General features: G+C 70.7%; 15 protein-coding genes. 5 read left to right on the forward strand and 10 right to left on the reverse strand.

All coding sequences use genetic code 11. The annotated features are described in order from the left end of the window. Positions 1-73 precede the first annotated feature (73 nt). The 3 genes from EDF46_RS11020 (at position 74) to EDF46_RS11030 (ending at position 7,382) form a co-directional block, all read left to right on the forward strand. Entirely contained in the window at positions 74-1,408 is a 1,335-nt protein-coding gene (locus EDF46_RS11020; protein WP_123506311.1) for an LLM class flavin-dependent oxidoreductase, read from the forward strand. A 246-nt stretch (positions 1,409-1,654) separates the two neighbouring features. Further along, positions 1,655-3,961, forward strand: coding sequence for a LamG-like jellyroll fold domain-containing protein (locus EDF46_RS11025; RefSeq protein WP_123506312.1), 2,307 nt, complete (start codon positions 1,655-1,657; stop codon positions 3,959-3,961). A gap of 178 nt (positions 3,962-4,139) precedes the next feature. Next, positions 4,140-7,382, forward strand: coding sequence for a LamG-like jellyroll fold domain-containing protein (locus tag EDF46_RS11030; RefSeq protein ID WP_123506313.1), 3,243 nt, complete (start codon positions 4,140-4,142; stop codon positions 7,380-7,382). 73 nt (positions 7,383-7,455) lie between these two features. Here the strand turns inward: EDF46_RS11030 and EDF46_RS11035 are convergent, their stop codons facing one another. The 4 genes from EDF46_RS11035 to metG are packed head-to-tail and all read right to left on the reverse strand — an operon-like array spanning position 7,456 to position 11,402. Next, on the reverse strand, positions 7,456-8,049 hold the full coding sequence (locus EDF46_RS11035; protein WP_123506314.1) for a hypothetical protein: 594 nt from the start codon (positions 8,047-8,049) through the stop codon (positions 7,456-7,458). Positions 8,050-8,051: 2 nt separating this feature from the next. Next, a complete protein-coding gene (rsmA, locus tag EDF46_RS11040; RefSeq protein WP_123506315.1) occupies positions 8,052-8,903 on the reverse strand; it encodes a 16S rRNA (adenine(1518)-N(6)/adenine(1519)-N(6))-dimethyltransferase RsmA in 852 nt (283 codons plus the stop codon). A gap of 1 nt (position 8,904) precedes the next feature. Further along, a complete protein-coding gene (locus EDF46_RS11045) occupies positions 8,905-9,834 on the reverse strand; it encodes a TatD family hydrolase (protein ID WP_123506316.1) in 930 nt (309 codons plus the stop codon). Beyond that, positions 9,831-11,402, reverse strand: a complete 1,572-nt coding sequence (metG, locus tag EDF46_RS11050; protein WP_123506317.1) for a methionine--tRNA ligase — start codon at positions 11,400-11,402, stop codon at positions 9,831-9,833. Before metG ends, EDF46_RS11045 begins: the two co-directional genes overlap by 4 nt. A gap of 198 nt (positions 11,403-11,600) precedes the next feature. Between metG and EDF46_RS11055 the strand changes: the two genes are divergently transcribed. Next, positions 11,601-12,422, forward strand: coding sequence for a hypothetical protein (locus tag EDF46_RS11055; RefSeq protein WP_123506318.1), 822 nt, complete (start codon positions 11,601-11,603; stop codon positions 12,420-12,422). A gap of 124 nt (positions 12,423-12,546) precedes the next feature. Here EDF46_RS11055 and rsmI read toward each other — a convergent pair whose 3' ends face one another. Continuing rightward, the gene (gene rsmI / locus EDF46_RS11060) at positions 12,547-13,362 is read right to left on the reverse strand and encodes a 16S rRNA (cytidine(1402)-2'-O)-methyltransferase (RefSeq protein WP_123506319.1); all 816 of its coding nucleotides are present in this window, start codon (positions 13,360-13,362) and stop codon (positions 12,547-12,549) included. A gap of 39 nt (positions 13,363-13,401) precedes the next feature. Here rsmI and EDF46_RS11065 point away from each other — a divergent pair, with 39 nt between their 5' ends. After that, positions 13,402-15,066, forward strand: a complete 1,665-nt coding sequence (locus EDF46_RS11065; protein WP_123506320.1) for a dolichyl-phosphate-mannose--protein mannosyltransferase — start codon at positions 13,402-13,404, stop codon at positions 15,064-15,066. On the opposite strand, the gene EDF46_RS11070 is transcribed toward EDF46_RS11065, so the two are convergent. From EDF46_RS11070 to EDF46_RS11090, 5 genes are read right to left on the reverse strand one after another with little or no spacing between them, the layout of a single operon-like run. Then, positions 15,029-16,891 carry a thioredoxin domain-containing protein gene (locus tag EDF46_RS11070; protein ID WP_123506321.1) on the reverse strand — a complete coding sequence of 621 codons (1,863 nt, stop codon included), beginning with the start codon at positions 16,889-16,891 and terminating at the stop codon, positions 15,029-15,031. The genes EDF46_RS11065 and EDF46_RS11070 overlap by 38 nt on opposite strands. A gap of 27 nt (positions 16,892-16,918) precedes the next feature. Next, positions 16,919-18,058, reverse strand: a complete 1,140-nt coding sequence (locus EDF46_RS11075; protein ID WP_123506322.1) for a bifunctional 2-methylcitrate synthase/citrate synthase — start codon at positions 18,056-18,058, stop codon at positions 16,919-16,921. A 2-nt stretch (positions 18,059-18,060) separates the two neighbouring features. Beyond that, a complete protein-coding gene (gene prpB, locus EDF46_RS11080; RefSeq protein ID WP_123506323.1) occupies positions 18,061-18,963 on the reverse strand; it encodes a methylisocitrate lyase in 903 nt (300 codons plus the stop codon). After that, a complete protein-coding gene (locus EDF46_RS11085; RefSeq protein ID WP_123506324.1) occupies positions 18,963-20,501 on the reverse strand; it encodes an MmgE/PrpD family protein in 1,539 nt (512 codons plus the stop codon). The genes prpB and EDF46_RS11085 overlap by 1 nt, the downstream gene beginning before the upstream one ends. Beyond that, positions 20,498-22,084, reverse strand: coding sequence for a long-chain fatty acid--CoA ligase (locus EDF46_RS11090; protein WP_123506325.1), 1,587 nt, complete (start codon positions 22,082-22,084; stop codon positions 20,498-20,500). The genes EDF46_RS11085 and EDF46_RS11090 overlap by 4 nt, the downstream gene beginning before the upstream one ends. Positions 22,085-22,218: the final 134 nt, after the last annotated feature.

Below are 22,218 nucleotides of genomic sequence, written 5' to 3' on the forward strand. Positions count from 1 at the left end.
AGAACCGCAGAAGTGTTTCGCCGCGCTACGCGTCGCCCGTCGCTCTCGGAGGCGCGACGGGCAGACTGACGGCATGGCACGTCTCCAGCATTTCGGATGGTTCTTCGGCCGCGGCTTCGGGCCGCAGGGATGGCTCCGGCCGGACTGGCACTGGAACCTGCGGTGGGACCGCCCGGGGCTCTATCAGCAGTCGGCCACGGAGCTCGAGCGCGCCGGCCTCGACCTGCTGATCATCGAGGACAGCCTCTCCCCCGGCCCGAAGGAGCAGCTCGACCTCCGCGTGCGCGGGGCGCTCGGCGCCCCGAAGCTCGACCCGCTGCAGCTGACACCGTGGCTGTTCGCAGCGACGGAGCACCTCGGCGTGGCCCCCACGGTGAACGCCGGGGTGCTCCCGCCGTACCTCGCCGCCCGCAGCTTCGCGACCCTACAGCACCTGAGCGACTACCGCGTCGGCATCAACGTCGTCACCGACGTCAAGGGCAGCCGCCACTTCGGCATCCCCGAGCTCGACCACGACGCCTCGTACGACCGCGCCGAGGAGTGGATGCATGTCGTGCGCCGCCTCTGGCACAGCTGGGCCGACGGCGCCGTGGTGGAGGACACCGAGACGTGGCGCTACGCCGACGGCGCGAAGCTCGACGCGTTCGAGCACCGCGGCGAGTACTTCTCGCTCGACGGCCCGCTCAACGCCCCGCCCTTCGACGGGAACGAGGGCGGCAAGGCCGATGGCGACCCTGTCATCGTGTCGCCCGGCGGCTCGGGGCGCGGGCTGGAGTTCGCCGGGCGCAACAGCGACGTGCAACTCGCACTCGCACGGCTCGACGTGGAGACGGTTCGGGCCTACCGGGCCCGGATCCATGAGGCCGCGCGGGCGCAGGGGCGAGTTCCTGCGTCTCTGCGAATTCTCTTCGTGCTGACGCCCGAGATCGTCGCCTCGACGGAGGAAGCCGATCGACTGGTCGCGGCGAGCGCGCACCCGAGCGACTCCGACCTGCACGAGGTGATCGAGCGGCAGTCGATCATCACCGAGACCGACCTGACCGGCCTCGACCTCGACAGGCCGCTCGACCTGGCCGTGTTCGGGCAGCACGTGTCGAAGGGCAGCATCGGCGGGCTCGTGGGCAACGCAGATCCGGCGACTCCGCTGCGCGAGCTGTTCACCGCGAAGTACCGCAAGGGACGCATCAGCGACGGCACGGGCTTCGTCGGGACGGTCGGCGAGATCGCCGACTTCATCGAGGAGCTCGGAGACGACGCCGACAACGACGGCTTCATCTTCAACGGCGACCTTCACCCGGCGACGGTGCACCGGACCCTCGATGCGCTCGTTCCGGAGCTGCGGCAGCGCGGGATCCTGCGGCGCGAGTTGGGCGGAGGCGGGCTGCGCTCGAACCTGCTCGACTTCTAGCTCCGGGCCCTGTCCGCCCTTCGACCCACCTCCGGGGGACAGATCACCCCTGTTCGAGGGTCGCATTCCGCCCGAAAGCGAAGTACTGTCGCAGAAACGGCTACCCGAGCCGCCCTCGCTTCGACCCGCTTCCCGACGGACCGCCCCTTACCCAGGCGTGCCCGGCGGGGCGAACGAGTCAACCGAATACACATCTCTGAGGCACACTTGTCTTTCCTGTCCCGAAACAGGAGATTGCCCGCAGTCGTGGCCGCCGTAGCGCTCGTCGCCGGCAGCCTCCTCTCTGCGGGTGCCGCGCATGCGGACTCCGCTCCCACCACCCCGAGCTCCACGACCCCCGCCACCGTCACCGCGGACTCTCTGACAGCGCCGCAGATCAACGGCGTCGTCTGGACGCAGCTGATCGTGGGCAACACCGTGTACGTCGGCGGCTCCTTCACCAAGGCCCGCCCCTCCGGATCACCCGCGGGCGTGAACGAGGTCGCGCGCTCGAACATGCTGGCCTACGACGTGCGCACCGGCGTGCTGCTTCCGGCGTTCGCGCCCAAGGTCAACGGCCAGGTCCTGGCCATCGCGGCAACGGCCGACAAGAAGCACCTCTACATCGGCGGCGACTTCACGAAGATCGGCACGGCGAAGCGGAGCCGCGTCGCCGAGATCGGCGGCACCACCGGAAACCTCGTCGGCGGGTTCGACCCGGCGGCGAGCGGGACCGTCCGCTCGATCGTGCTGCGCGGCAGCTACCTCTACCTCGGCGGCTCGTTCGCGAAGATCAAGGGCAAGGTCCGCACGCAGATCGCCGCGGTGAGCCCGAAGTCGGGGTCGCCGTCGTCATGGGCGCCGAAGCTGGCCGGCGGCCAGGTCACGTCGATCGCGATCTCGCCCGACGGCAAGAAGGTCGTGCTCGGCGGCAAGTTCACGTCGACGAACGGCTACGGACGCAGCATCAAGAGCTCCTACAGCGGCTACGGCATGTCGGCCGTCTCGCGCTCCACCGGCAAGTCGATGCCGTGGCCGGTGAGCAAGCTCGTGCAGGACGGCGGCCTGAACGCCGCCATCACCAGCTTGAGCTCGTCGTCGGCGGGAGTGGTCGGAAGCGGCTACGTGTACGGCGTCGGCGGGAACCTCGAGGGCGCCTTCCGCGCCGACTGGAACGGCAACCTCGTCTGGCTCGAGGACTGCCACGGCGACACCTACTCGTCGGTGATCGTCGGGAGCATCGTCTACACGGCAGGCCACGCGCACTACTGCGGCAATCTCGGCGGGTTCCGCGAGAGCACTCCGACCATGCACTACCCCGCCCTGGCCTTCACGATGGCCGCGACGCAGAAGCTCACGAACAACGGCTCGAAGAACTACGCCGACTTCTCGGGCAAGCCCGCCCCGACGCTGCTCGACTGGTTCCCGACCATGTCGATCGGCACCTACACCGGTCAGAGCCAGGCGGCCTGGAGCGTGACCGGCAACTCGAAGTACGTCGTCTACGGCGGAGAGTTCCCGACCGTCAACGGCGTCGCCCAGGAGGGCCTGGCCCGGTTCGCGGTGTCATCGCTCGCATCGAACTCCGCAGGCCCCCAGGCGTCGGGGGCGACGTTCGTGCCCTCCGCGGTCTCGTCGCGCGCCGGCCAGGTCACCGTCAGCTGGCCCAGCAACTCCGACCCCGACAACTCGACTCTCACGTACACGCTCTACCGCGACAGCGACTACGACCACCCGGTCACGTCGATGACGTCGAACTCGACCTTCTACTACCGGCCCTCGCTGCAGTTCGTCGACACCGGGGTCACCGCCGGGCAGACGTACTCGTACCGCGTCCGGGCGACCGATCCGTTCGGCAACAGCGTGCTCGGCGACGCGATCAGCGTGACGGTGGCGAGCGCGACGACGACCGGGTACGAGGGGGCGGTCTTGCAAGACGCCCCGGTCGATTTCTGGCGCCTCGGCGAGGGCGCGACCGCACAGGCGACCGACTCGACGAGCAGGTCTCCGCTGGTCGTGTCGGCGGTCTCGTCCAGCGGGCGCTCCGTCGAGACGGCGACTCCCCCGATCATCGGCACCGGTTCGAGCTACGGGCACTCGCGCGACGAATCGACTCCCGCCATGAAGTCGCTGACCATCGAGGCCTGGTTCAAGGCCGCCAAGGGCGGCTCCGGCACGATCGTGGACTTCGGCAACAACGCGACGTTCCTGTCGAGCGTCGTCGACCGCAGCCTGGTGCTGCAGTCCAACGGCACGCTGACGTTCGGCGTCCGCAACCCGGGCCGCGTCGCCGTCGCGACCTCGAAGTCGTACGCCGACGGCAAGTGGCACCAGGCGGTGGTCACCGTGTCGACGACGTCGATGCGCCTCTACGTCGACGGCACGCAGGTGACCGGCAAGAGCGGCACGTTCGCCATGTCGAAGGCGTGGGGCTACTGGCGGGTCGGCGGAGACTCGGCATGGCCGGGGCCGCGGTTCTTCGTCGGGAGCATCCGCGACGTGTCGGTGTACTCCTCGACGCTCTCCGCCGATCGCGTCGCCGCTCACTACGCCGCAGCGGACGTGAATTCCTGAGATTTCTTCGGCTAAGGGTCGCGCTCGACGCGGTTCAGAGCCTGGGATCGCGGCAACCACCAGACCACGCTCACTGAGGAGCGTGTCACGACGAACGCTGAGCACAGCGTCCGGGGCCCGAAACCCGCCAGCACCACCGCACAGGCACCACACCACTCGATCACACCCGAGGCCACCCATGCGCCGTCTGCTTCGTCCTGCCCCCGCGTCCGCCGTCATCGCGACCGCCGCTCTCGTCTTCGCCGGCCTCGCCGTGGCGTCACCGGCCCTCGCCGACTCGGCACCGGTGTCGCCGACCGATCCGACGACGCCGACCACCGTCACCGCCGACGTGCTCGCGACGCCTCAGATCAACGGCGTCGTCTGGACGCAGGTCATCTCGGGCAGCACGGTCTTCGTCGGCGGCAACTTCACGAACGCCCGACCCGCCGGCTCCGCGGCGGGAGTCAACACGGTGAGCAGGAACTACCTGCTGTCGTACGACATCACGACCGGGGTCCTGGGCACCGGCTTCGCGCCCTCCGCCAACGGCCAGGTCAAGTCGGTCATCGCCTCCGCCGACGGCAAGTACGTCTATGTGGGCGGATCGTTCACCAGCATCAACGGCGTGACGCGCAACCGCATCGCCAAGCTCGACGCCACGACCGGGGCCGTCGTCACGGCGTTCAACCCGAACGCCGCCTACACGGTGAACGCGCTCGCGCTCTCGGGCAACACCCTCTACCTCGGCGGCGGCTTCACCGCCGTCGGCGGCCAGACCCGCTCCGACCTCGCCGCCGTGGACGCCACGACCGGTGCCGTGAAGTCGTGGGCGCCGTCGGCATCCGGCGGCCAGGTCACCGGGCTCGCCGTCTCGCCCGACGGCGGCAAGGTCGTCGTCGGCGGCGCGTTCACGACGCTCAACGGCTCCAGCAACCCCGGCTACGGCCTCGGCGCCGTCGACGCCGTCAGCGGCTCCCTCCTGCCCTGGGCCGTCAACTCGGTCGTCCGCGACGGCGGCGCCCAGTCCGGCATCACCAGCATCACGTCCGACGCCGACGGCGTGTACGGCAGCGGCTACGTCTTCGGAGCCGGCGGCAACGTCGAGGGAGCCTTCCGCACCGACTGGAACGGCAACCTCATCTGGCTCGAGGACTGCCACGGCGACACCTACTCGGTCGCTCCGACCGACAATGCCGTGTACGTGGCCAGCCACGAGCACTTCTGCGGCGACCTCGGCGGCTTCCCGCAGAACAACCCCTCGTCGACGTGGGTCTTCCACCGCGGCACCGCCTTCAGCAAGGCCGCCACGCAGACCCTCGCTGCCAACCCGATCGGCGGCTACGCCAACTTCGCCGGCAAGCCCGCCCCGTCGCTCCTGAACTGGAACCCCGACCTCGTCGCCGGCTCGTTCACGGGCCAGACGCAGGCGGCCTGGAGCGTCGCGGCGAACAGCAGGTACGTGCTCTACGGCGGTGAGTTCCCCACGGTCAACGGCGTCGCCCAGCAGGGGCTCGTGCGTTTCGCAGTTCCGTCCATCGCTCCGAACAAGGCCGGCCCGCTGGCCACCGGATCGAGCTTCACGCCGAACCTCATCTCGACGGCGCCCGGCAAGGTCAAGGCCTCGTGGCTCGCGAACTCCGACCGCGACAACGGCACGCTGACCTACAGCCTCCACCGCGACGGCGGAGCCACCCCGGTCTTCACGACGACGCAGTACTCGACGACGTGGTCGAAGCCGCAGATGGGCTTCACCGACAACGGCCTCGCCGCCGGCTCGACGCACAGCTATCGCCTGCGCGCCACCGACCCCTTCGGCAACACGGTCCTCGGCGACAGCGTCTCCGTGACCGTCGCGTCGAGCTCGCCCACGGGGTACCAGGCCCGTGTGGTCTCGGACGGCGCTTCGAACTACTGGCGCTTCGACGAGTCGGGCGCGAAGGTCCGCGACTTCATCGGCTACTCCGACCAGGTGGCTCAGTCCGGCGTGACGAAGGGCACCGCCGGCGCGACGATCGACGGCGACACCGCGGCCACGTTCGACGGCAGCTCCACCGGCTACTCGGCGACTCAGGCCAAGGTGGCCGCGCCGCAGACGTTCTCGCTCGAAGCCTGGTTCAAGACGACCAAGTCAGGCAGGATCGTGGGGTTCGGCGACCTCAACGTCGGCACGTCGCTCAACTACGACCGGCAGCTCTCCGTGAACTCGTCGGGCCAGCTGACCTTCGGCGTCTACGACGGGAGCAGCCGGACCATCTCGACGGGCGGGACCGTCACCGACGGCGCGTGGCATCAGGCCGTCGGCACCTTCGGCTCGGGGAGCATGGCGCTCTACGTCGACGGCGCCCTCGTCGGCACGAAGACCGGCATCGGCACCGCTCAGTCGTATGACGGCTTCTGGCGGGTGGGCGGCGACTCGACGTGGTCGGGGTCGCAGTTCTTCACAGGCTCCATCGACGACGTCTCGGTGTATCCGAGCGCGTTGACGGGCGCGCAGGTCTCGGCGCAGTACGCGGCCGCCAAGACCGGGGCCGGCGGAACCCCGGCCAACGTCTCGCCGACGGCGTCGTTCACGAGCACCTCGTCGGCTCTGACAACCTCGGTCAACGGGACCGGGTCGTCCGACCCCGACGGATCGATCGCATCCTTCGCCTGGACCTTCGGCGACGGCGGCACCGCGACCGGCTCCACGGCGTCGCACACGTACACCGCCGCCGGCACCTACACGGTCACCCTCAAGGTCACCGACAACCAGGGCGCCACAGGCACCACCTCGAAGAGCATCGCGGTGACTGCGCCGACCGGCGGCGGCACCCAGCCGATCGCCCAGGACACGTTCGCCCGGACGCTCACCGCCGGCTGGGGCACGGCTGACGTCGGTGGCGACTGGACGCGCGCCGGAACCAACTCCAACCTGTCCGTCGGCGGCGGAGCGGGCTCGATCCTGCTCACCGGACCCGGCCAGCAGATGGGCGTCTACCTCGGCTCCGTGGCGCAGACGAACGTCGACCTGACCACGCAGTTCTCACTCGACAAGGTCGCCACGGGCGGAGGCACCCAGGTCACGCTGCAGGGCCGCCGGATCGACTCGTCGACCGACTACCGCGCCACGATCGCGCTCAAGGCCGGCGGTGCGGCGACCGTCTCGCTGGTCGGCGCCGGGACGACGATCGCCGCGCCGGTGACGGTGCCCGGCACTCTCGCCGCCGGTACCGGGCTCAGCGCCCGCCTGCAGGTCACCGGCACCGCGCCGACGACCGTCCGGGCCAAGGTCTGGCTCACCGGCCAGGCCGAGCCGACGGCGTGGACGGTCTCGGCGACGAACTCGGCGGCCGGCCTGCAGGTCCCGGGAGCGGTGGGCATCGTCGCCTACGAGTCCGGATCCGCGACCAACGGCGCCCAGACCCTGAAGTTCACGGCGTGGAAGGCCGCGACCCCCTAGTCGCGAGCCGCGCGACACTCCCCGATCGGGGCGACTCGACGGCCACGCCGCCCCGATCGGGGCGGGCGGCCGATCAGGACAGGGCGACGACGACCCGCTCGAGCGCCCGCCGCACGTCGGCGACGCGCTCCGGCAGGCGGATGCCGCTCTGCGCGATCGTCACGGCGCACCGCGAATCGCGAGGAACGCCGACGCGCAGCTCGAGGCGGTCCCCCGCGGCGAGCTCCCAGACGGCCTGGCAGCGCTCCGGCAGGCGGTGCACCTCGACGGGCTCCGACTTCGCGAACGCCGCCACGCGCACGAGCGCCTCATCGAGGAGGGCCACCTGGGCGCCGCGCACGCTGCGGCTCACGGACACGGCGAACGTCCCGTCATCCTGCTCGCCCGGAAGACGGATGCCGCGCTCGCGCTGATAGCGAACCGCGACCGACTCGGCGCCCCACTCCGGCGCCTCGTAGACGTCGACGAGCAGCGCCACGATCTGGTCGTGCGAGAGGCGGGTGGCGGCCTCGGCGTCGAGGATCTCGAACCACTCGGCGACGCCGCGCCCGCTCCGCGCCGCCAGCTTGGCGTCGCTGGTCGTGCCGGCGACGCCCTCGGCCCGCGCCGACTCGGCCGCACGATCCGCTCGGGGCGCGCCGGACTCACGGCGGCGCTTGGGAGACACGGCTACTCGCCCGCGTCGGCCAGCCGCACTCGGGCGATGGCCAGGAAGTCGTCGACGGTCAGCTCTTCGCCCCGGCCGGTCGCCGGGAGCCCAGCGCGCTCGATCGCGTCAGACGCCTCGGCCGACGACCCGAACACGACCGAGAGCGACTGACGCAGCATCTTGCGGCGCTGCTGGAACGCGGCGTCGACGAGCTCGAACGTGACCGCGCGCTCCGCCTCCGTGCCCTTCGGCTCGCGCCGGTCGTAGGCGACGAGGATGCTGTCGACGTTCGGCACCGGCCAGAACACCTGGCGGCTCACCTGCCCGGCGGTCGACCACGCTCCGTACCAGGCGGCCTTGATGCTGGGCGAGCCGTAGACCTTCGAACCGGGGGTGGCTGCGAGCCGCAGGCCGACCTCGGCCTGGACCATGACGAGCCCGCGCTCGAGTGAGGGGAAGAACTCGAGGAAGTGCAGCAGCACGGGCACCGAGATGTTGTAGGGCAGGTTGGCCACGAGGTGGGTGGGCGACGACGGGAGCTCCGTGACCTTCATGGCGTCGGCGACGACCACCGTCAGGTCGGCGCCGGGCTGGAGCAGCCGGACCGTCTCGGGCAGCTGCTCGGCGAGGCGCTTGTCGATCTCGACGGCCGTCACGACCGCCCCTGCCTCGAGCAGGCCGAGCGTCAGCGACCCGAGTCCCGGGCCGATCTCGACGACGGCCGTGCCGCTCGGCACCGTGGCCGCCTGGACGATTCGGCGCACGGTATTGCCGTCGTGCACGAAGTTCTGGCCGAGCTTCTTGGTCGGCTGGATGCCGAGCAGGTCGGCGAGGTCGCGGATCTCCGCCGGCCCGAGGAGGGTGGACGCCACGTCAGGCCTCGATCGTGATGGGCTCGGACTCCCACGTGCCGTACACCAGCTCGGTGGTGGAGGTGATCTGGGCGGCGAGCAGCCCGACGTCGGTGCCGAGCGTCTCGGCCATCGAGCGGAGCGTGTGCGGTATCAGGTACGGCGAGTTGGGTCGGCCTCTGAAGGGCGACGGGGTCAGGAACGGCGCATCGGTCTCGACCATGATCAGGTTGCGGGGCGCGGCCACCAGTGCGTCGCGCAGCGGCTGCGCGTTCTTGAACGTCACGGTCCCGGCGAACGACATGTACCAGCCGTTCTCGGTGCACACCGCGGCGAGCTCGGGCCCGCCCGAGAAGCAGTGGAACACGGTGCGCTCAGGGGCGCCGACGCGCTTGAGCGTCGCGACGACGTCGTCGTGCGCGTCGCGGTCGTGGATCTGCAGCGCGAGGCCGTGCTTCTTCGCGATCTCGATGTGCGCCTCGAACGACTCGATCTGGGCCGCCCGGCCCTGCTCGACGGGAATCCCACTCTCGCCGAGGCGGAACCAGTCGAGCCCGGTCTCGCCGACAGCCCGCACCCGCGGCCGACCCGCGAGCTCGTCGATGACGGCCAGGGCATCGTGCAGCTCGCCGCGAGATGCCAGACGCGGCGCCTCGTTGGGGTGCAGAGCCACGGCGGCGAGCACACGCGGCTCCCGTGCGGCGATCTCGGCCGACCAGACGGAGGTGGCGACGTCGTTGCCGACCTGCACCACGCCGCGGATGCCGACGCTCGAAGCCCGGTCGAGGTGCTCGCGGTGGTCGAGCCCCTCTCCGTCTTCGATCTCGAGGTGCGTGTGGTTGTCGTACACCGGCACGGTCAGAGCCTGGGGCAGCGGCGGATAGGTCAGATCGCGCTTCTGGCCACCCGATTCGTCCGTCCGCCTCCGGATGAAGGTGCCGTCGTCGCTCACGCGGTCGCGACCTCAGGCTGCTCGATGCGCGGGAACAGCGTCGACGGCAGCGGCACGACGGCGGGCGCCGCCGACCACTCGGCCGCGCGGTCGATGTTCTGGCTCGTCAGCTCGCCCTGGCCGATGGACTCCCAGAGCTTGTGGGCGGCGTCCGGGATGAACGGGCTGAGCAGCACCGTCAGCGTGCCGAGACCTCGGAGGGCCGTGCCGAGCACGGTCGCCAGACGGTCGCGGGTCGCTTCGTTTTTGGCGAGGACCCAGGGCTCCTGCTCGGTGATGTAGCCGTTGAGCGCGTCGACGAGCTCCCAGACCGTGCTGACGGCCTCGTTGATGGCGAAGCGGTCGATCGCGGCGTCGGCGTCGGCCGTGACGCGGAGCTCGGTCTCGCGGATGGCGAGGTCGGCCTCGGTGAGGTCGCCGATCACCGGCACGGTGCCGTCGAAGTAGCGCGTGATCATCGCGATGATGCGCGATGCCAGGTTGCCGAAGCCGTTGGCGAGCTCGGCCTGGTAGCGGGCCGAGATGTCTTCCCACGAGAAGTTGCCGTCCTGGCCGAAGGTGATGGCGCGCATGAAGTAGTAGCGGAACGCGTCGACGCCGAACGTCTCGGTGATCTGCTGCGGTGCGATGCCGGTCAGCTTCGACTTCGACATCTTCTCGCCGCCGACGAGCAGCCAGCCGTGGCCGAAGACGTGCTTCGGCACGGGTAGTCCGGCCGCCATGAGCATGGCGGGCCAGATGACGGCGTGGAAGCGCGCGATGTCTTTGCCGACGATGTGGGTCGCGGGCCAGCGCCGGTCGAAGTTCTCGTCGTCGACGCCGTAGCCCACGGCGGTGACGTAGTTGAGGAGGGCGTCGAACCAGACGTAGACGACGTGCTTGTCGTCCCACGGGACCTTGATGCCCCAGTCGAACGAGGCGCGCGAGATCGAGAGGTCGCGGAGGCCCTGCTTGACGAACTGGACGATCTCGTTGCGCACGCTCTCGGGCTGGATGAAGTCGGGCTGCGACTCGTACAGGTCGAGGAGCGGCTGCTCGAAGTCGCTCATGCGGAAGAAGTAGTTGCTCTCCTTGAGAAGCTCGACGGGCTTCGAGTGGATCGCGCAGACCTGCTGCCCCTCGAACGGACCGGTGCCGTCGACGAGGTCGGACGCCTGCTTGTACTCTTCGCAGCCCACGCAGTAGAAGCCCTCGAACTCGCCCTGGTAGATCAGGCCGTCGTCGTAGAGCTTCTGCAGGAAGAGCTGCACGCCGGTCTCATGGCGCGCGTCGGTGGTGCGGATGAAGTCGTCGTTGCGGATGTTGACGGTCTCGAGCAGCGGGATCCACGACTCCTCGACGAGCTTGTCGGCCCACTCCTTGGGAGTGACGTCGTGGCTGGTGGCCGTGCGCAGGATCTTCTGCCCGTGCTCGTCGGTGCCCGTGAGCAGCCAGGTGTCGTCGCCGCGCTGGCGGTGCCAGCGTGCGAGCACGTCGGAGGCCACCTCCGTGTAGGCGTGACCGATGTGCGGGACATCGTTGACGTAGAAGATGGGAGTGGTGATGTAGAAGGACTCGCCGGCGGGCATGTCGTCCATCCTAAAGCGCCCGCTCCCCCTGTGGCGCCCGCCCGTGGTGTCGGCGGGTGCTGGTCGGCTCGGGCGGGGCGCCGGAGACCCGCCCTACCCGACGAGCTCCCGCCCATCCGGCTGTCCACAGGGTGCGCACTCTCCACAGATGCTCGAGGCGCAGGATTCGCGCGCGGTACGCCGACCACGATTGCGGGCATGGAGCCCATCCCCCTTCGCACGAGCGCGAACCTCGCGGGCGCCGGCGTCGCCCGCTGGCAGCAGTCGCGAGCCGTCGACCGCGCTCACCTTCACCGCGTCCGCCGCGGCGTCTACGCCGATGGCGCCGCCTGGGCCGCGCGACCAGCCCGTGACCGATTCGCTGCGCTCGCCCGGGCGACCGCTCTCAACCGCCGGAAGCCCCTCATATTCAGCCACGTGACGGCCGCGGTCCTGCTCGGGCTTCCGCTCGTGGGCCCGCTGCCTTCGCGCGTCGACGTGCTGATGGTCGGTGCGTCGGGAGGCCGCTCCGAGCCGGGGCTGCTCGCTCACCGGCGGGCGGTCGCGCCCGATCTGGCAGACGCTGACGGCCTCGTCGTCACGTCTGTCGCGCAGACGCTCGTGGACGTCGCTGCGACATCCCGTCTCGGTCGATCGCTGCCGATGCTCGACGAGGCGATCCGCCGGGAGTGGGTGACCGCAGCCGACCTGATCGCCCTCCTCGAAGACGGCCCGCCGATCCGGGCCCACGCCCGTGTGCGTCGCGCGATCGAATGGGCGGACGGCCGAGCGGCGAACGCCGGCGAGTCCCTGAGCCGGGCCGTGATCCTCGAGGCAGGTCTTGCGGCGCCCGATCTGCAGCGCGAATTCCAATTGCCCGACGGCACCAACGCATTCGTCGACTTCTACTGGGAGGAGGTCGACCTCATCGGCGAGTTCGACGGCTTCCTCAAGTACGCGCGCGCCGACGGATCAGGCGATGCCGACGCCGCGTGGAAGGAGAAGCGCCGCGAAGACGGGGCGGGTGTCCCGCTTGCCTAGCGTGAACCGGCTCGTTCGCTTCGGCGGGGTCTGGTCGCAGTGGGCGCCTCCCCGGAGACCCGCCGGCTCCGACGAACTCCCGCCGAACCGAGCACGAGGCCAGCGCGGGGCGCGGCCCGCCCGGTCAGCGCGCGGCGAGCGCGCCCTCGTACAGGTCGCGCTTCGACAGCCCGGTGGCGCTGGCCACGTCGGCGGCGGTGTCCTTGAGCCGATCGCCCGACGCGACGGCGGCGAGCACGAGCGCGACGCCGGCGGCCAGGTCGACCTCGGTCTCTTCGGCACCCTCCGCGACGACGCAGATCTCGCCGCGCACCCCGTCGGCGGCCCAGGCGGCGAGCTCGGCGGCCGTGCCGCGCTTGACCTCCTCGTGCAGCTTCGTGAGCTCGCGGCAGACCACGACGCGGCGCTCGGCCCCGAACTCCGCGGCCAGGTCGACCAGCGAGTCGGCGAGCCGGTGCGGCGACTCGAAGAAGACCATCGTGCGGCGCTCCGTGGAGATCGATCGCAGGAACTTCCTCCGGTCACCCCCCTTGCGCGGCAGAAAGCCCTCGAAGGTGAACCGGTCCGTCGGCAGTCCCGACACGGCGAGCGCCGTCAGCACCGCGCTCGGCCCCGGGATCGCCGTCACGGTGACCCCGGCCGCCGACGCCGCCTCGACGAGCGGGAACCCGGGGTCGCTGATCGCGGGCATGCCGGCGTCGGTGAGTACCAGCACGTCGCCGGCGCGCGCGAGCTCGACGACCTCATGCGCCTTCTCGCGCTCGTTGTGCTCGTGCAGGGCGATGAGGCGGGGCCGGTTCTCGACGCCGAGGGCGCGCATGAGGTGGATCGCGGTGCGGGTGTCTTCGGCGGCGATCACCTCGGCGTTCTCGAGCGCCTGCACGAGGCGCGTGGAGGCGTCGCCGAGGTTGCCGATGGGTGTTGCCGCGAGAACGATCACCTGCCCATTCTCCATGGCTCGGCCATTTAGACTGCCCGGATGACCGATCGGCCCGTGAACGACTTCGACGAGCTCGTCGGTCACGCGACGGCTCCGGTCGAGGCGCCTGCGCGCGCGCCGCAGCACTCTCCGGTGCGGGTGGCCCGGCTCGCGCCCCTGGATGCGTGGTGGGGTCGCGTGCTCGCGACGCCCGCGCGGCAGCGGGCCTGGCGGTGGGGCGGGCCGTTCCTCGTCACGCTGGTCGCCGCGTTCCTGCGCCTGTGGCATCTCGGCCACCCCGACTCGCTGGTGTTCGACGAGACCTACTACGTCAAGGACGCCTGGACCCTCCATAATCTCGGCTATGAGGCATCGTGGCCGGGCGACGTCGACGCCAAGTTCGCGGCCGGTCAGACCGACGTCTTCCTGCGGTCGGCGGAGTTCATCGCGCACCCGCCGCTCGGCAAGTGGATCATCTCGCTGGGCATGGCGGTCACGGGGCCGGACAACCCGGCGGGCTGGCGCCTCAGCACGGCGGTGGTCGGCATCATCGCGGTGCTGCTCGTCACGCTGATCACGACCCACCTGCTCAAGTCGACGGTGCTCGGCGTGCTGGCCGGCTTCTTCATGGCGATCGACGGCCAGGCCATCGTGCTGTCGCGGGTGTCGCTGCTCGACAACTTCGTGATGTTCTTCGCGCTGCTGGCGTTCGGCGCGATCCTGCTCGACCGGCATCGAACCCAGCGGCGGCTCGACGCGTGGGTCGCGAAGCGGGACTCGCAGGGGCGCGATCTCGCGTGGGGCCCGGCGCTCTGGAACCGGCCGTGGCTGGTCGTCGCGGGGCTGATGCTCGGAGCCGCAACGGGCGTGAAGTGGAACGGCGCGTTCTTCCTCGCCATCTTCGCCGTCTACACGATCGCCGTCGACATGGCCGCCCGCCGACGCATCGGCGTCGAGTTCTGGGGCACGGGCACGATCTTCCGGCAGGGTCCGGTGTCGTTCCTGCTGATGGTGCCGATCGCCGCCGCCACGTACATTGCGAGCTGGACCGGCTGGTTCGCCACGAAGGGCGGCTACTACCGCACCTGGGTGGAGGACGGAGGCGATCGCTGGAAGGGCGCGCTCGCGTGGGTGCCCGACGTCGTGCAGAACTTCTGGCACTACCAGGCCGGCATCTACGCGTTCAACGTCGGGCTCTCGACGCCGCACCCGTACCAGGCGAACCCGCTGCTGTGGCTTCTGATGCAGCGCCCGACGAGCATGTACTACCTGGGGCTCTCGGCCGGCCAGGACGGCTGCGCGTCGGACCGCTGCGGCCAGGCGATCACCGGCATCGCGAACCCTCTCATCTGGTACGCCGCCGTCGCCGCGTGCCTCTACCTCTGCTACCGCCTGGTGCGCTACCGCGAGTGGCACGTCGGGGCGATCCTGATCGGGGCGGGCGCGGGCTTCCTGCCGTGGCTGATGTACCTCGACCGGACGGTCTTCCAGTTCTACACGATCGCTTTCGAGCCCTACCTGATCATGGGGCTGGCCGCCGCGCTCGGGGTGATCCTCGGCCGGCGGACCGACGACATCGACCGGCGACTCAGCGGCATCCGGGTCGTGGGGATCGTGGTGATCCTGTCGATCGTGCTCAGCGTCTTCTACTACCCGATGTGGACCGCGATCCAGGAGAACTGGTCGTTCATCTCACTGCACTACTGGATCCCGAGCTGGAAGTAGCGAGGTCGGCCGCAAGAGCCGCAGCCGTGGTGACGGGGAGGGCGCACACGAAGTCGCGGCACAGGTACGCGGTCTCGTCGGCACCCGGCCGCGCATCACGGCTCTCGAACAGGTCGAACCCGGCGGCGGCCCACCTGGCGGACTGCGCGGGAGTGACGACACCGACGACGCGGCCCGGGCGGCGAGCATCGCGCGCGACGGCCGCGACCTCGCCGAGGGCGTCCGCCACGACGACGAGCTGCTCGGCAGGCGCTGCGAGAGCTGCCGCGACCGAGAGCGACGCACCGAACGCGGCCGGATTCTGCACCGCCTGCGCGGCGATCGACCCGATCGCTCGAGCGGCAGCCTCGCGCAGCCGCGGCGAGTGCGACAGCTGAGACAGGGTCAGGGCCGCCGACGCCGCGGCGCTGAGGCCCGACGGGTAGGCGCCCTCCGACGGATCGGCCCGCAGCCCGAGCCCCTGGGCGGCCAGCACGGGGTCGCCCTCTCCGGGAGCCGCGAACACCCGGTCGTCGTCGACCAGGCACGCCTCGACGAGGCCGCGCCCCGCCACCGCGTACGACTCCTGGCCCGACGCCAGCGCGAGCCGCAGCAGCCCGTCGGCGAGCATCCCGTAGTCCTCCAGGGTCGCCACGGCGTCAGACGCACCCCGCTCGGTCGCGACCCGGCGGAGCGTCCCGTCGTTTTGCCGGTGCGTCCGCAGCATGCGGTCGGCGGCTCGCCTCGCCAGCTCGACCCAGTCCGTCCGCCCGTGCAGAGCCCCCGCCTCGGCGAGCGCGCCGATCGCGAGACCGTTCCAGCCGGCGAGCACCTTCTCGTCGACCTTCGGGGCCACCTCCTTCGCTCGCTCAGCGGCCGACAGCGCGTAGTAGCCGCCCTCCCCCAGCGGGCTCTCGCTGTCCTGGGCCGAGCCGAAGCCGCCCTCCTCCCTTTGGAGCACGGCGCGCAGGAACTCGGCGACTCCCGCCGCCGTTGCCACGTCGCCGAGCCGCGAGTACGCGTCGAGCAGCAGCGCGTTGTCGTAGAGCATCCGCTCGTAGTGGGGCTCGTGCCAGTCGTGCCGCACCGCGTACCGGAAGAAGCCGCCCTCGACGGCGTCTCGGAGCGGCGACGCCGCCATCGCCCCGAGGGTCCGCGACACGAGGGCGCCTGCCTCGGCGCTGCCCCCGGCGGCGAGATCGAGCAGCAGCAGCTGCACCGGGGCGATGGGGAACTTCGGAGCACGCCCGAATCCCCCGCTGACGGGGTCCTGGGCGGCGGCCAGCTGCGCCACGACCCGGTCGAGGTCGGCGGGGGTGGGCGGAGTTCCTGCACCCTGGGGCGCTGAAGCGGCTCGGAGCGCGGCGGCGATGTCGGCCGCATTCCGGTCGACCTCGTCGCGGCGGTCGGTCCAGGCGTCGAGCACGGCGTCGAGCACCTGCCGGAACGACGGGTGCCCCTGCACCGGGACAGGCGGGTAGTAGGTGCCCGCGTAGAAGGCGCGGCCGGTCGGCGTCACGAAGACCGTGAGCGGCCAGCCGAGGCTCTCGGTGAAAGCGCCGGCCGCCGCGAGGTAGGCCGCGTCGACGTCGGGGTGCTCCTCGCGGTCGACCTTGACGGCGACGAAGCGCTCGTTCACGAACGCCGCGACGACCTCGTCGGAGAAGGTCTCGCGCGCCATGACGTGGCACCAGTGGCAGGTCGAGTACCCGATCGAGACCAGCACCGGAACATCGCGCCGCGCTGCCTCGTCGAACGCGTCGGCACCCCACTCGCGCCAGTCGACGGGGTTGTCGGCGTGGCTGCGGAGGTAGGGACTGATGGCGTTCGCGAGGCGGTTCGGCACGCGCTCACGCTACGCGCGTCGGCCCGCTCAGGCGTCGACTGTCGTTACCTCCACCTCGCGGTACGGCTCGCCGACGTACTCGCTCAGCGGCCGGATCAGCGCGTTGGCCGACCGCTGCTCGACGACGTGGGCCGTCCAGCCGGCGATGCGCGCCGCCACGAACAGCGGCGTGAACACCGGGGTGTCGAAGCCGAGCAGGTGGTACGCGAGCCCCGACGGGTAGTCGACGTTCGGCTTGAGGTTCTTCCGCTCGAGCACGCCGCGCTGCAGCGCCTCGTACAGCTCGCCGAGCCGGTCGCTCTCCGACCCCGGCCGCGCCTCGAGCAGGCGCCCGAGCGCCTCCTCCATCGTCGGAACGCGGCTGTCGCCGTTCTTGTAGACGCGGTGCCCGAACCCCATCAGCGTTCGCTTCTGCGCGAGGGCCTCGCCGAGCCAGGCGTCGACCCGGTCGGCATCGTGGATCTCGTCGAGCAGCGCCAGCGCCATCTCGTTCGCGCCGCCGTGCAACGGCCCTCGCAGGGCTCCTACGGCCCCGACGAGAGCGCTGTGCAGGTCGGACAGGGTGGACGCGATCACCCGCGCCGTAAAGGTCGACGCGTTGAACGAGTGCTCCGCGTAGAGCGTCATCGACACGTCGAACGCATGCACGTCGGCCGGGTCGGGCTCCTCGCCGAACACCAGCCAGAGGAAGTTCGCCGAGTAGCCGAGGTCGTCGCGCGACTCGAGCGGCTCCTGGCCCCGACGCCGGCGCTGGTCGTACGCGATGACCGCCGGAGTCTGCGCCAGAACCCGCAGCGCCCGCTCGTACGTCTGGTCGGGAGTGGGCGACGCCGGCTCCGAGTCGTGGGCGCCGATCGCGCTGATGGCGGTGCGCAGCACGTCCATCGGGTGCGCCGACCGGGGCAGCGAGTCGACCGCCGCGCGCACGTGCGGGTCGAGCGCCCTGGCGCCTCGCTCCGAGCGCAGGAACTCGGCCCTCTCGCCGTCAGAGGGAAGCTCTCCGCGCCAGAGCAGCTGCACGACGTCCTCGAACGGGACGTGCCCCGCGAGCTGCTGGACGGGGTAGCCGCGGTACAGCAGGGAGTTCGAGGCGGCGTCGACCTTCGAGACGGTGGTCTCGTCGACGACGACTCCGTTGAGTCCCTTGTGGATCTCGGTGTCGGACATGATCACTCCTTCGTGACGGTGAACGTGAAGACCTGATCGTCGAACTGCGAGTAGCCCTCGTAGTCGAGCAGGTCGTAGAGGTCGGCGCGGTGCTGCATGCGGTGCAGGAGCGACTCCTGCGTGCCCGCCGCCGCGATCTCGGCGAGTCCGCGGTCGGCCTCGCCCATGGCGAGGCGCAGCAGGGTCACCGGGTAGATGACGATCTTGACGCCGGCGCCCTCGAGCTCGTCGGCAGTGTGCAGGCGGCCCTTGCCGAACTCGGTCATGTTGGCGAGGATCGGCACGTCGAGCGCGTCGGCCATCGCCTCGAACTCGGCGAGGCCGTCCAGCGCCTCCGGGAAGACCGCGTCGGCGCCCGCGTCGACCAGCGCCTTCGCACGGTAGACCGCCGCCGCCATCCCGTCGACCGACCGGACGTCGGTCCGGGCCATGATGAGGAGGTTCGGGTCGCGCCGCGCATCGACTGCCGCCCGGATCCGCTTCACCGCGGTCTCGGTATCGACGACGCTCTTGCCGTCGAGGTGTCCGCAGCGCTTCGGATTGACCTGGTCCTCGATATGGAGGCCGGCGACCCCGGCGTCCTCGAGCGTCTGCACCGACCGGGCGACGTTCATCGGCTCGCCGAAGCCGGTGTCGGCATCGACCAGCGCGGGCAGGTCGGTCATGCGGGCGATCTGCCCGGCCCGGGTCGCGACCTCGGTCAGGGTGGTGAGGCCGATGTCGGGCAGGCCCAGGTCGGCGCTGATCACGGCTCCCGAGACGTAGACCCCGTCGAACCCGTGACGCTGAATCAGGCGGGCGCTGAGCGGATTGAAGGCACCCGGCAGCCGGAGGAGGCCCGGACCGTCGAGAGCGCGCCTGAGGCCGAGCCGTTTGTCGGCAGCGGCGACGGTGGAGTACAGCACTAGAGCAGCCCTTCGGTCGGGGCGACCTGCGCCAGGTGCGCGGGCGGGGGCGTGACGCTGAGCCCGGACAAGTCGTCGGCGCTCAGCTCGGGGAGCCGCTGGGCCAGGTCGAGGAACGCGTCGACCGTCGCCGGCTCGAGCACCCCGTCGGCCAGCGACCGGAACTTCGCGACGTAGTCCGCCCTCCCGAAGGGGCGGGCACCGAGCGGGTGGGCGTCCGCGACGGCGATCTCGTCGACGACGGTCTCGGAGTTCCTGAGCCGGATCTCGATTCGCCCGCCGAACGCCTGCTCGGCCGGATCGAGGGAGTGGTAGCGGCGGGTCCACTCGGGATCCTCGACGGTCGAGATGGAGCGCCAGAGCCTCACCGTGTCAGGGCGGCCGGCGCGCTCCGGGAGGTAGCTGCGCTCGTGGTGCCACTCGCCGTCTTGGAGCGCGACGGCCACGATGTACGGGATCGAGTGGTCGAGCGTCTCGCGGCTGGCGGTCGGGTCGTACTTCTGCGGGTCGTTCGCTCCCGAGCCGATCACCCGGTGCGTGTGGTGGCTCGTGTGCAGGACGATGCTCTCGACGGCGTCCGGATCGCGGAGCTCGGGGCGCTCGCGGCCGAGCCGCCGGGCGAGGTCGATCCAGGCCTGCGCCTGGTACTCGGCCGAGTGCTCCTTCGTGAACGTGTCGAGGATCGCCCGCTTCGGCTCGCCGGGCAGCGGCAGCGGAACGGAGTACGACGCCTCCGGGCCGTCGAGCAGCGTGGCGATGACTCCGTCTTCACCCTCGTAGATCGGCGACGGGCTGGTCTGGCCGCGCATCGCCCGGTCGATCGCCTCGACGGCCTGCTTGCCGGCGAACGCGGGCGCGTACGCCTTCCACGTCGAGATCAGGCCCTTGCGCGACTGCCGGGTGGCGGTGGTCGTGTGGAGCGCCTGCCCGATCGACTGGTAGATCACCTCGGGATCGAGCGAGAGCAGCGTGCCGATGCCCGCCGCGGCGCTCGGACCCAGGTGGGCGACGTGGTCGATCGTGTGCCGATGCAGGCTGATCGCCCGCGCCAGGTCGACCTGGATCTCGTAGCCCGTGGCGATGCCGCGGATCAGCTCGGCGCCCGAGCGGCCGGCGTGCTGGGCCACCGCGAGGATCGGCGGGATGTTGTCGCCCGGGTGCGAGTACTCCGCCGCCAGGAACGTGTCGTGGAAGTCGAGCTCGCGCACGGCGACTCCGTTGGCCCACGCCGCCCACTCCGGGGTGAACCGGAGGTGCTGCGCCGTGCCGAACACGGTCGAGCCGCGGTGCCGGTCGTCACGGCGTCCGTCGATCGGATGCGCCTCGGCCTGCGAGCGCGCGGCGGCGACCGGGGCGCGCCGCAGGGATGCGGTCGCGACGGCGGCGTTGTCGATGATCCGGTTGATCACCATCTCGGTGACGTCGTCGTCGACCGGCACCGGGTCGGCCGCCACCCGGGCGAGGTGCCAGGCGAGCTCCTCCTCCCGGGGCAGGCCGTCGCCGCTCGCGTGGACCCGGACCTCGACGGCTTCCGTCATGCGTGCTGCGGGGCGAACCGCGTGACCAGCTCGCGCTTGAGGACCTTGCCGCTCGGGCCGAGCGGCAGGGCGTCGAGGACGTGGACGATGCGCGGGTACTTGTAGGCCGCAATCTCGTCCGAGACGAAGGCGACGAGCTCCTCGGGCGTCGCGGTGCTTCCCGGCCGCAGCACGACAGCGGCCTCGATCTCCTGGCCGTGGGTCTCGTGCGGCACGCCGAACACCGCCGCCATGGTGACGTCGGGGTGCGCCGCCAGCACCTCCTCCACCTGACGCGGGTACACGTTGTAGCCGTTGCGGATGATCATGTCCTTGGTGCGGTCGACGATCGTGAGGTAGCCGTCGTCGTCCTTCGTGCCCAGGTCGCCCGTGCGGAACCAGCCGTCGACGATCGCCTTCGCGGTGTCCTCCGGGCGGTTCAGGTATCCGTTCATGATGTTGTGGCCGCGGATGACGATCTCGCCGATCGAGCCGTTCGGCATGAGAACGATGAAGTCCTCGACCGCCGAGTCGGCGATCTCGACGTCGACGCCCCAGATCGCCGTGCCGATCGTTCCCGGCCGGGGCGGCACCCCGACGTGGTTGAAGGTCGCCACCGGCGACGTCTCGGTCAGGCCGTAGCCCTCGAGGATGTCGGCACCGTAGACGTCGCGGAACCGGTCGATGATCGCCACCGGCAACGCTGCGCCGCCGGAGATCGCGTATTTCAGCTTCGGCCGAGCCTCGGTGCGCGTCGCGGCGTCGAGCAGCGCCATGTACATCGTCGGGACGCCCATGAAGATGTCGCAGCCCTCGTCGACCATGACCTTCAGCGCCGTGTCGCCGTCGAACTTCGGGACCATCACGACCGTCGCTCCCGCGCGGAATGCCACGTTCATCGTGCACGTCTGCCCGAACGTGTGGAACAGCGGGAGCGCCCCCAGCAGGCGGTCGCCCGTCGTGATCTTGAACGTGCTCAGCAGCAGCGTGCTCGTCTGCTCCAGAAGAGCGAAGTGCGACCCCTCGGCGCCCTTCGGCTTGCCCGTCGTGCCGCTCGTGTAGAGGATCGTCGCGGTGTCGAACGGGTCGCGCGGCACGTAGGTGTCGATCGGCTCGGCCGCCTCCGCGAGCGCCTCCAGCCGGTCGAACCCGGTCTGCAGGTCGGCGGGCGCCAGGACCGTCACGACGTCCACTCCGGCCAGACCGGCGCCCGGCCCGCCCTCGCCGAGCAGCGGCGCCGCGCACACGAGCATCGTCGAGCCGCTGTCGCGCAGGACGTACTCGATCTCGTGCTGCTTCAGGAGCGCGTGGATGGGAACGGCGACCGCTCCGAGCGACAGGACCGCGTAGTAGACCCGCGGGAAGTCGGCGACGTTGGGCACCAGCATGGCCACCTTGTCGCCTTCCCCGACTCCCTTGGCCCGGAGCGCTCCGGCATAGGCCCTCGTCTGGGCCCACAGCTCGGCGTACGTCGTCTTCTGCTGACCGACTGTGACGGCTACCGCGTCGGCATACCGGTCGGCGGACTCCTTCAGGATGGCGGCGACGGATGCGCTGGCGCGGGTGATCGGAGCGGCGGCCTGATCATGGTGCTGAGTACTCATCGGTGGTCCTCTTCGTCTTCGTTGACGACTCGGGTTCGAGCGGTGAGGGAATCATACGTCCGAGCCCCGCCGCAGACCACAGGTGTACTTCAGCCTCGCCCGCCGCCCACCCGCTTGCCCGCCCGCACCGCCGA

Source organism: Frondihabitans sp. PhB188, assembly GCF_003752365.1.
Classification (GTDB): Bacteria; Actinomycetota; Actinomycetes; order Actinomycetales; family Microbacteriaceae; genus Frondihabitans.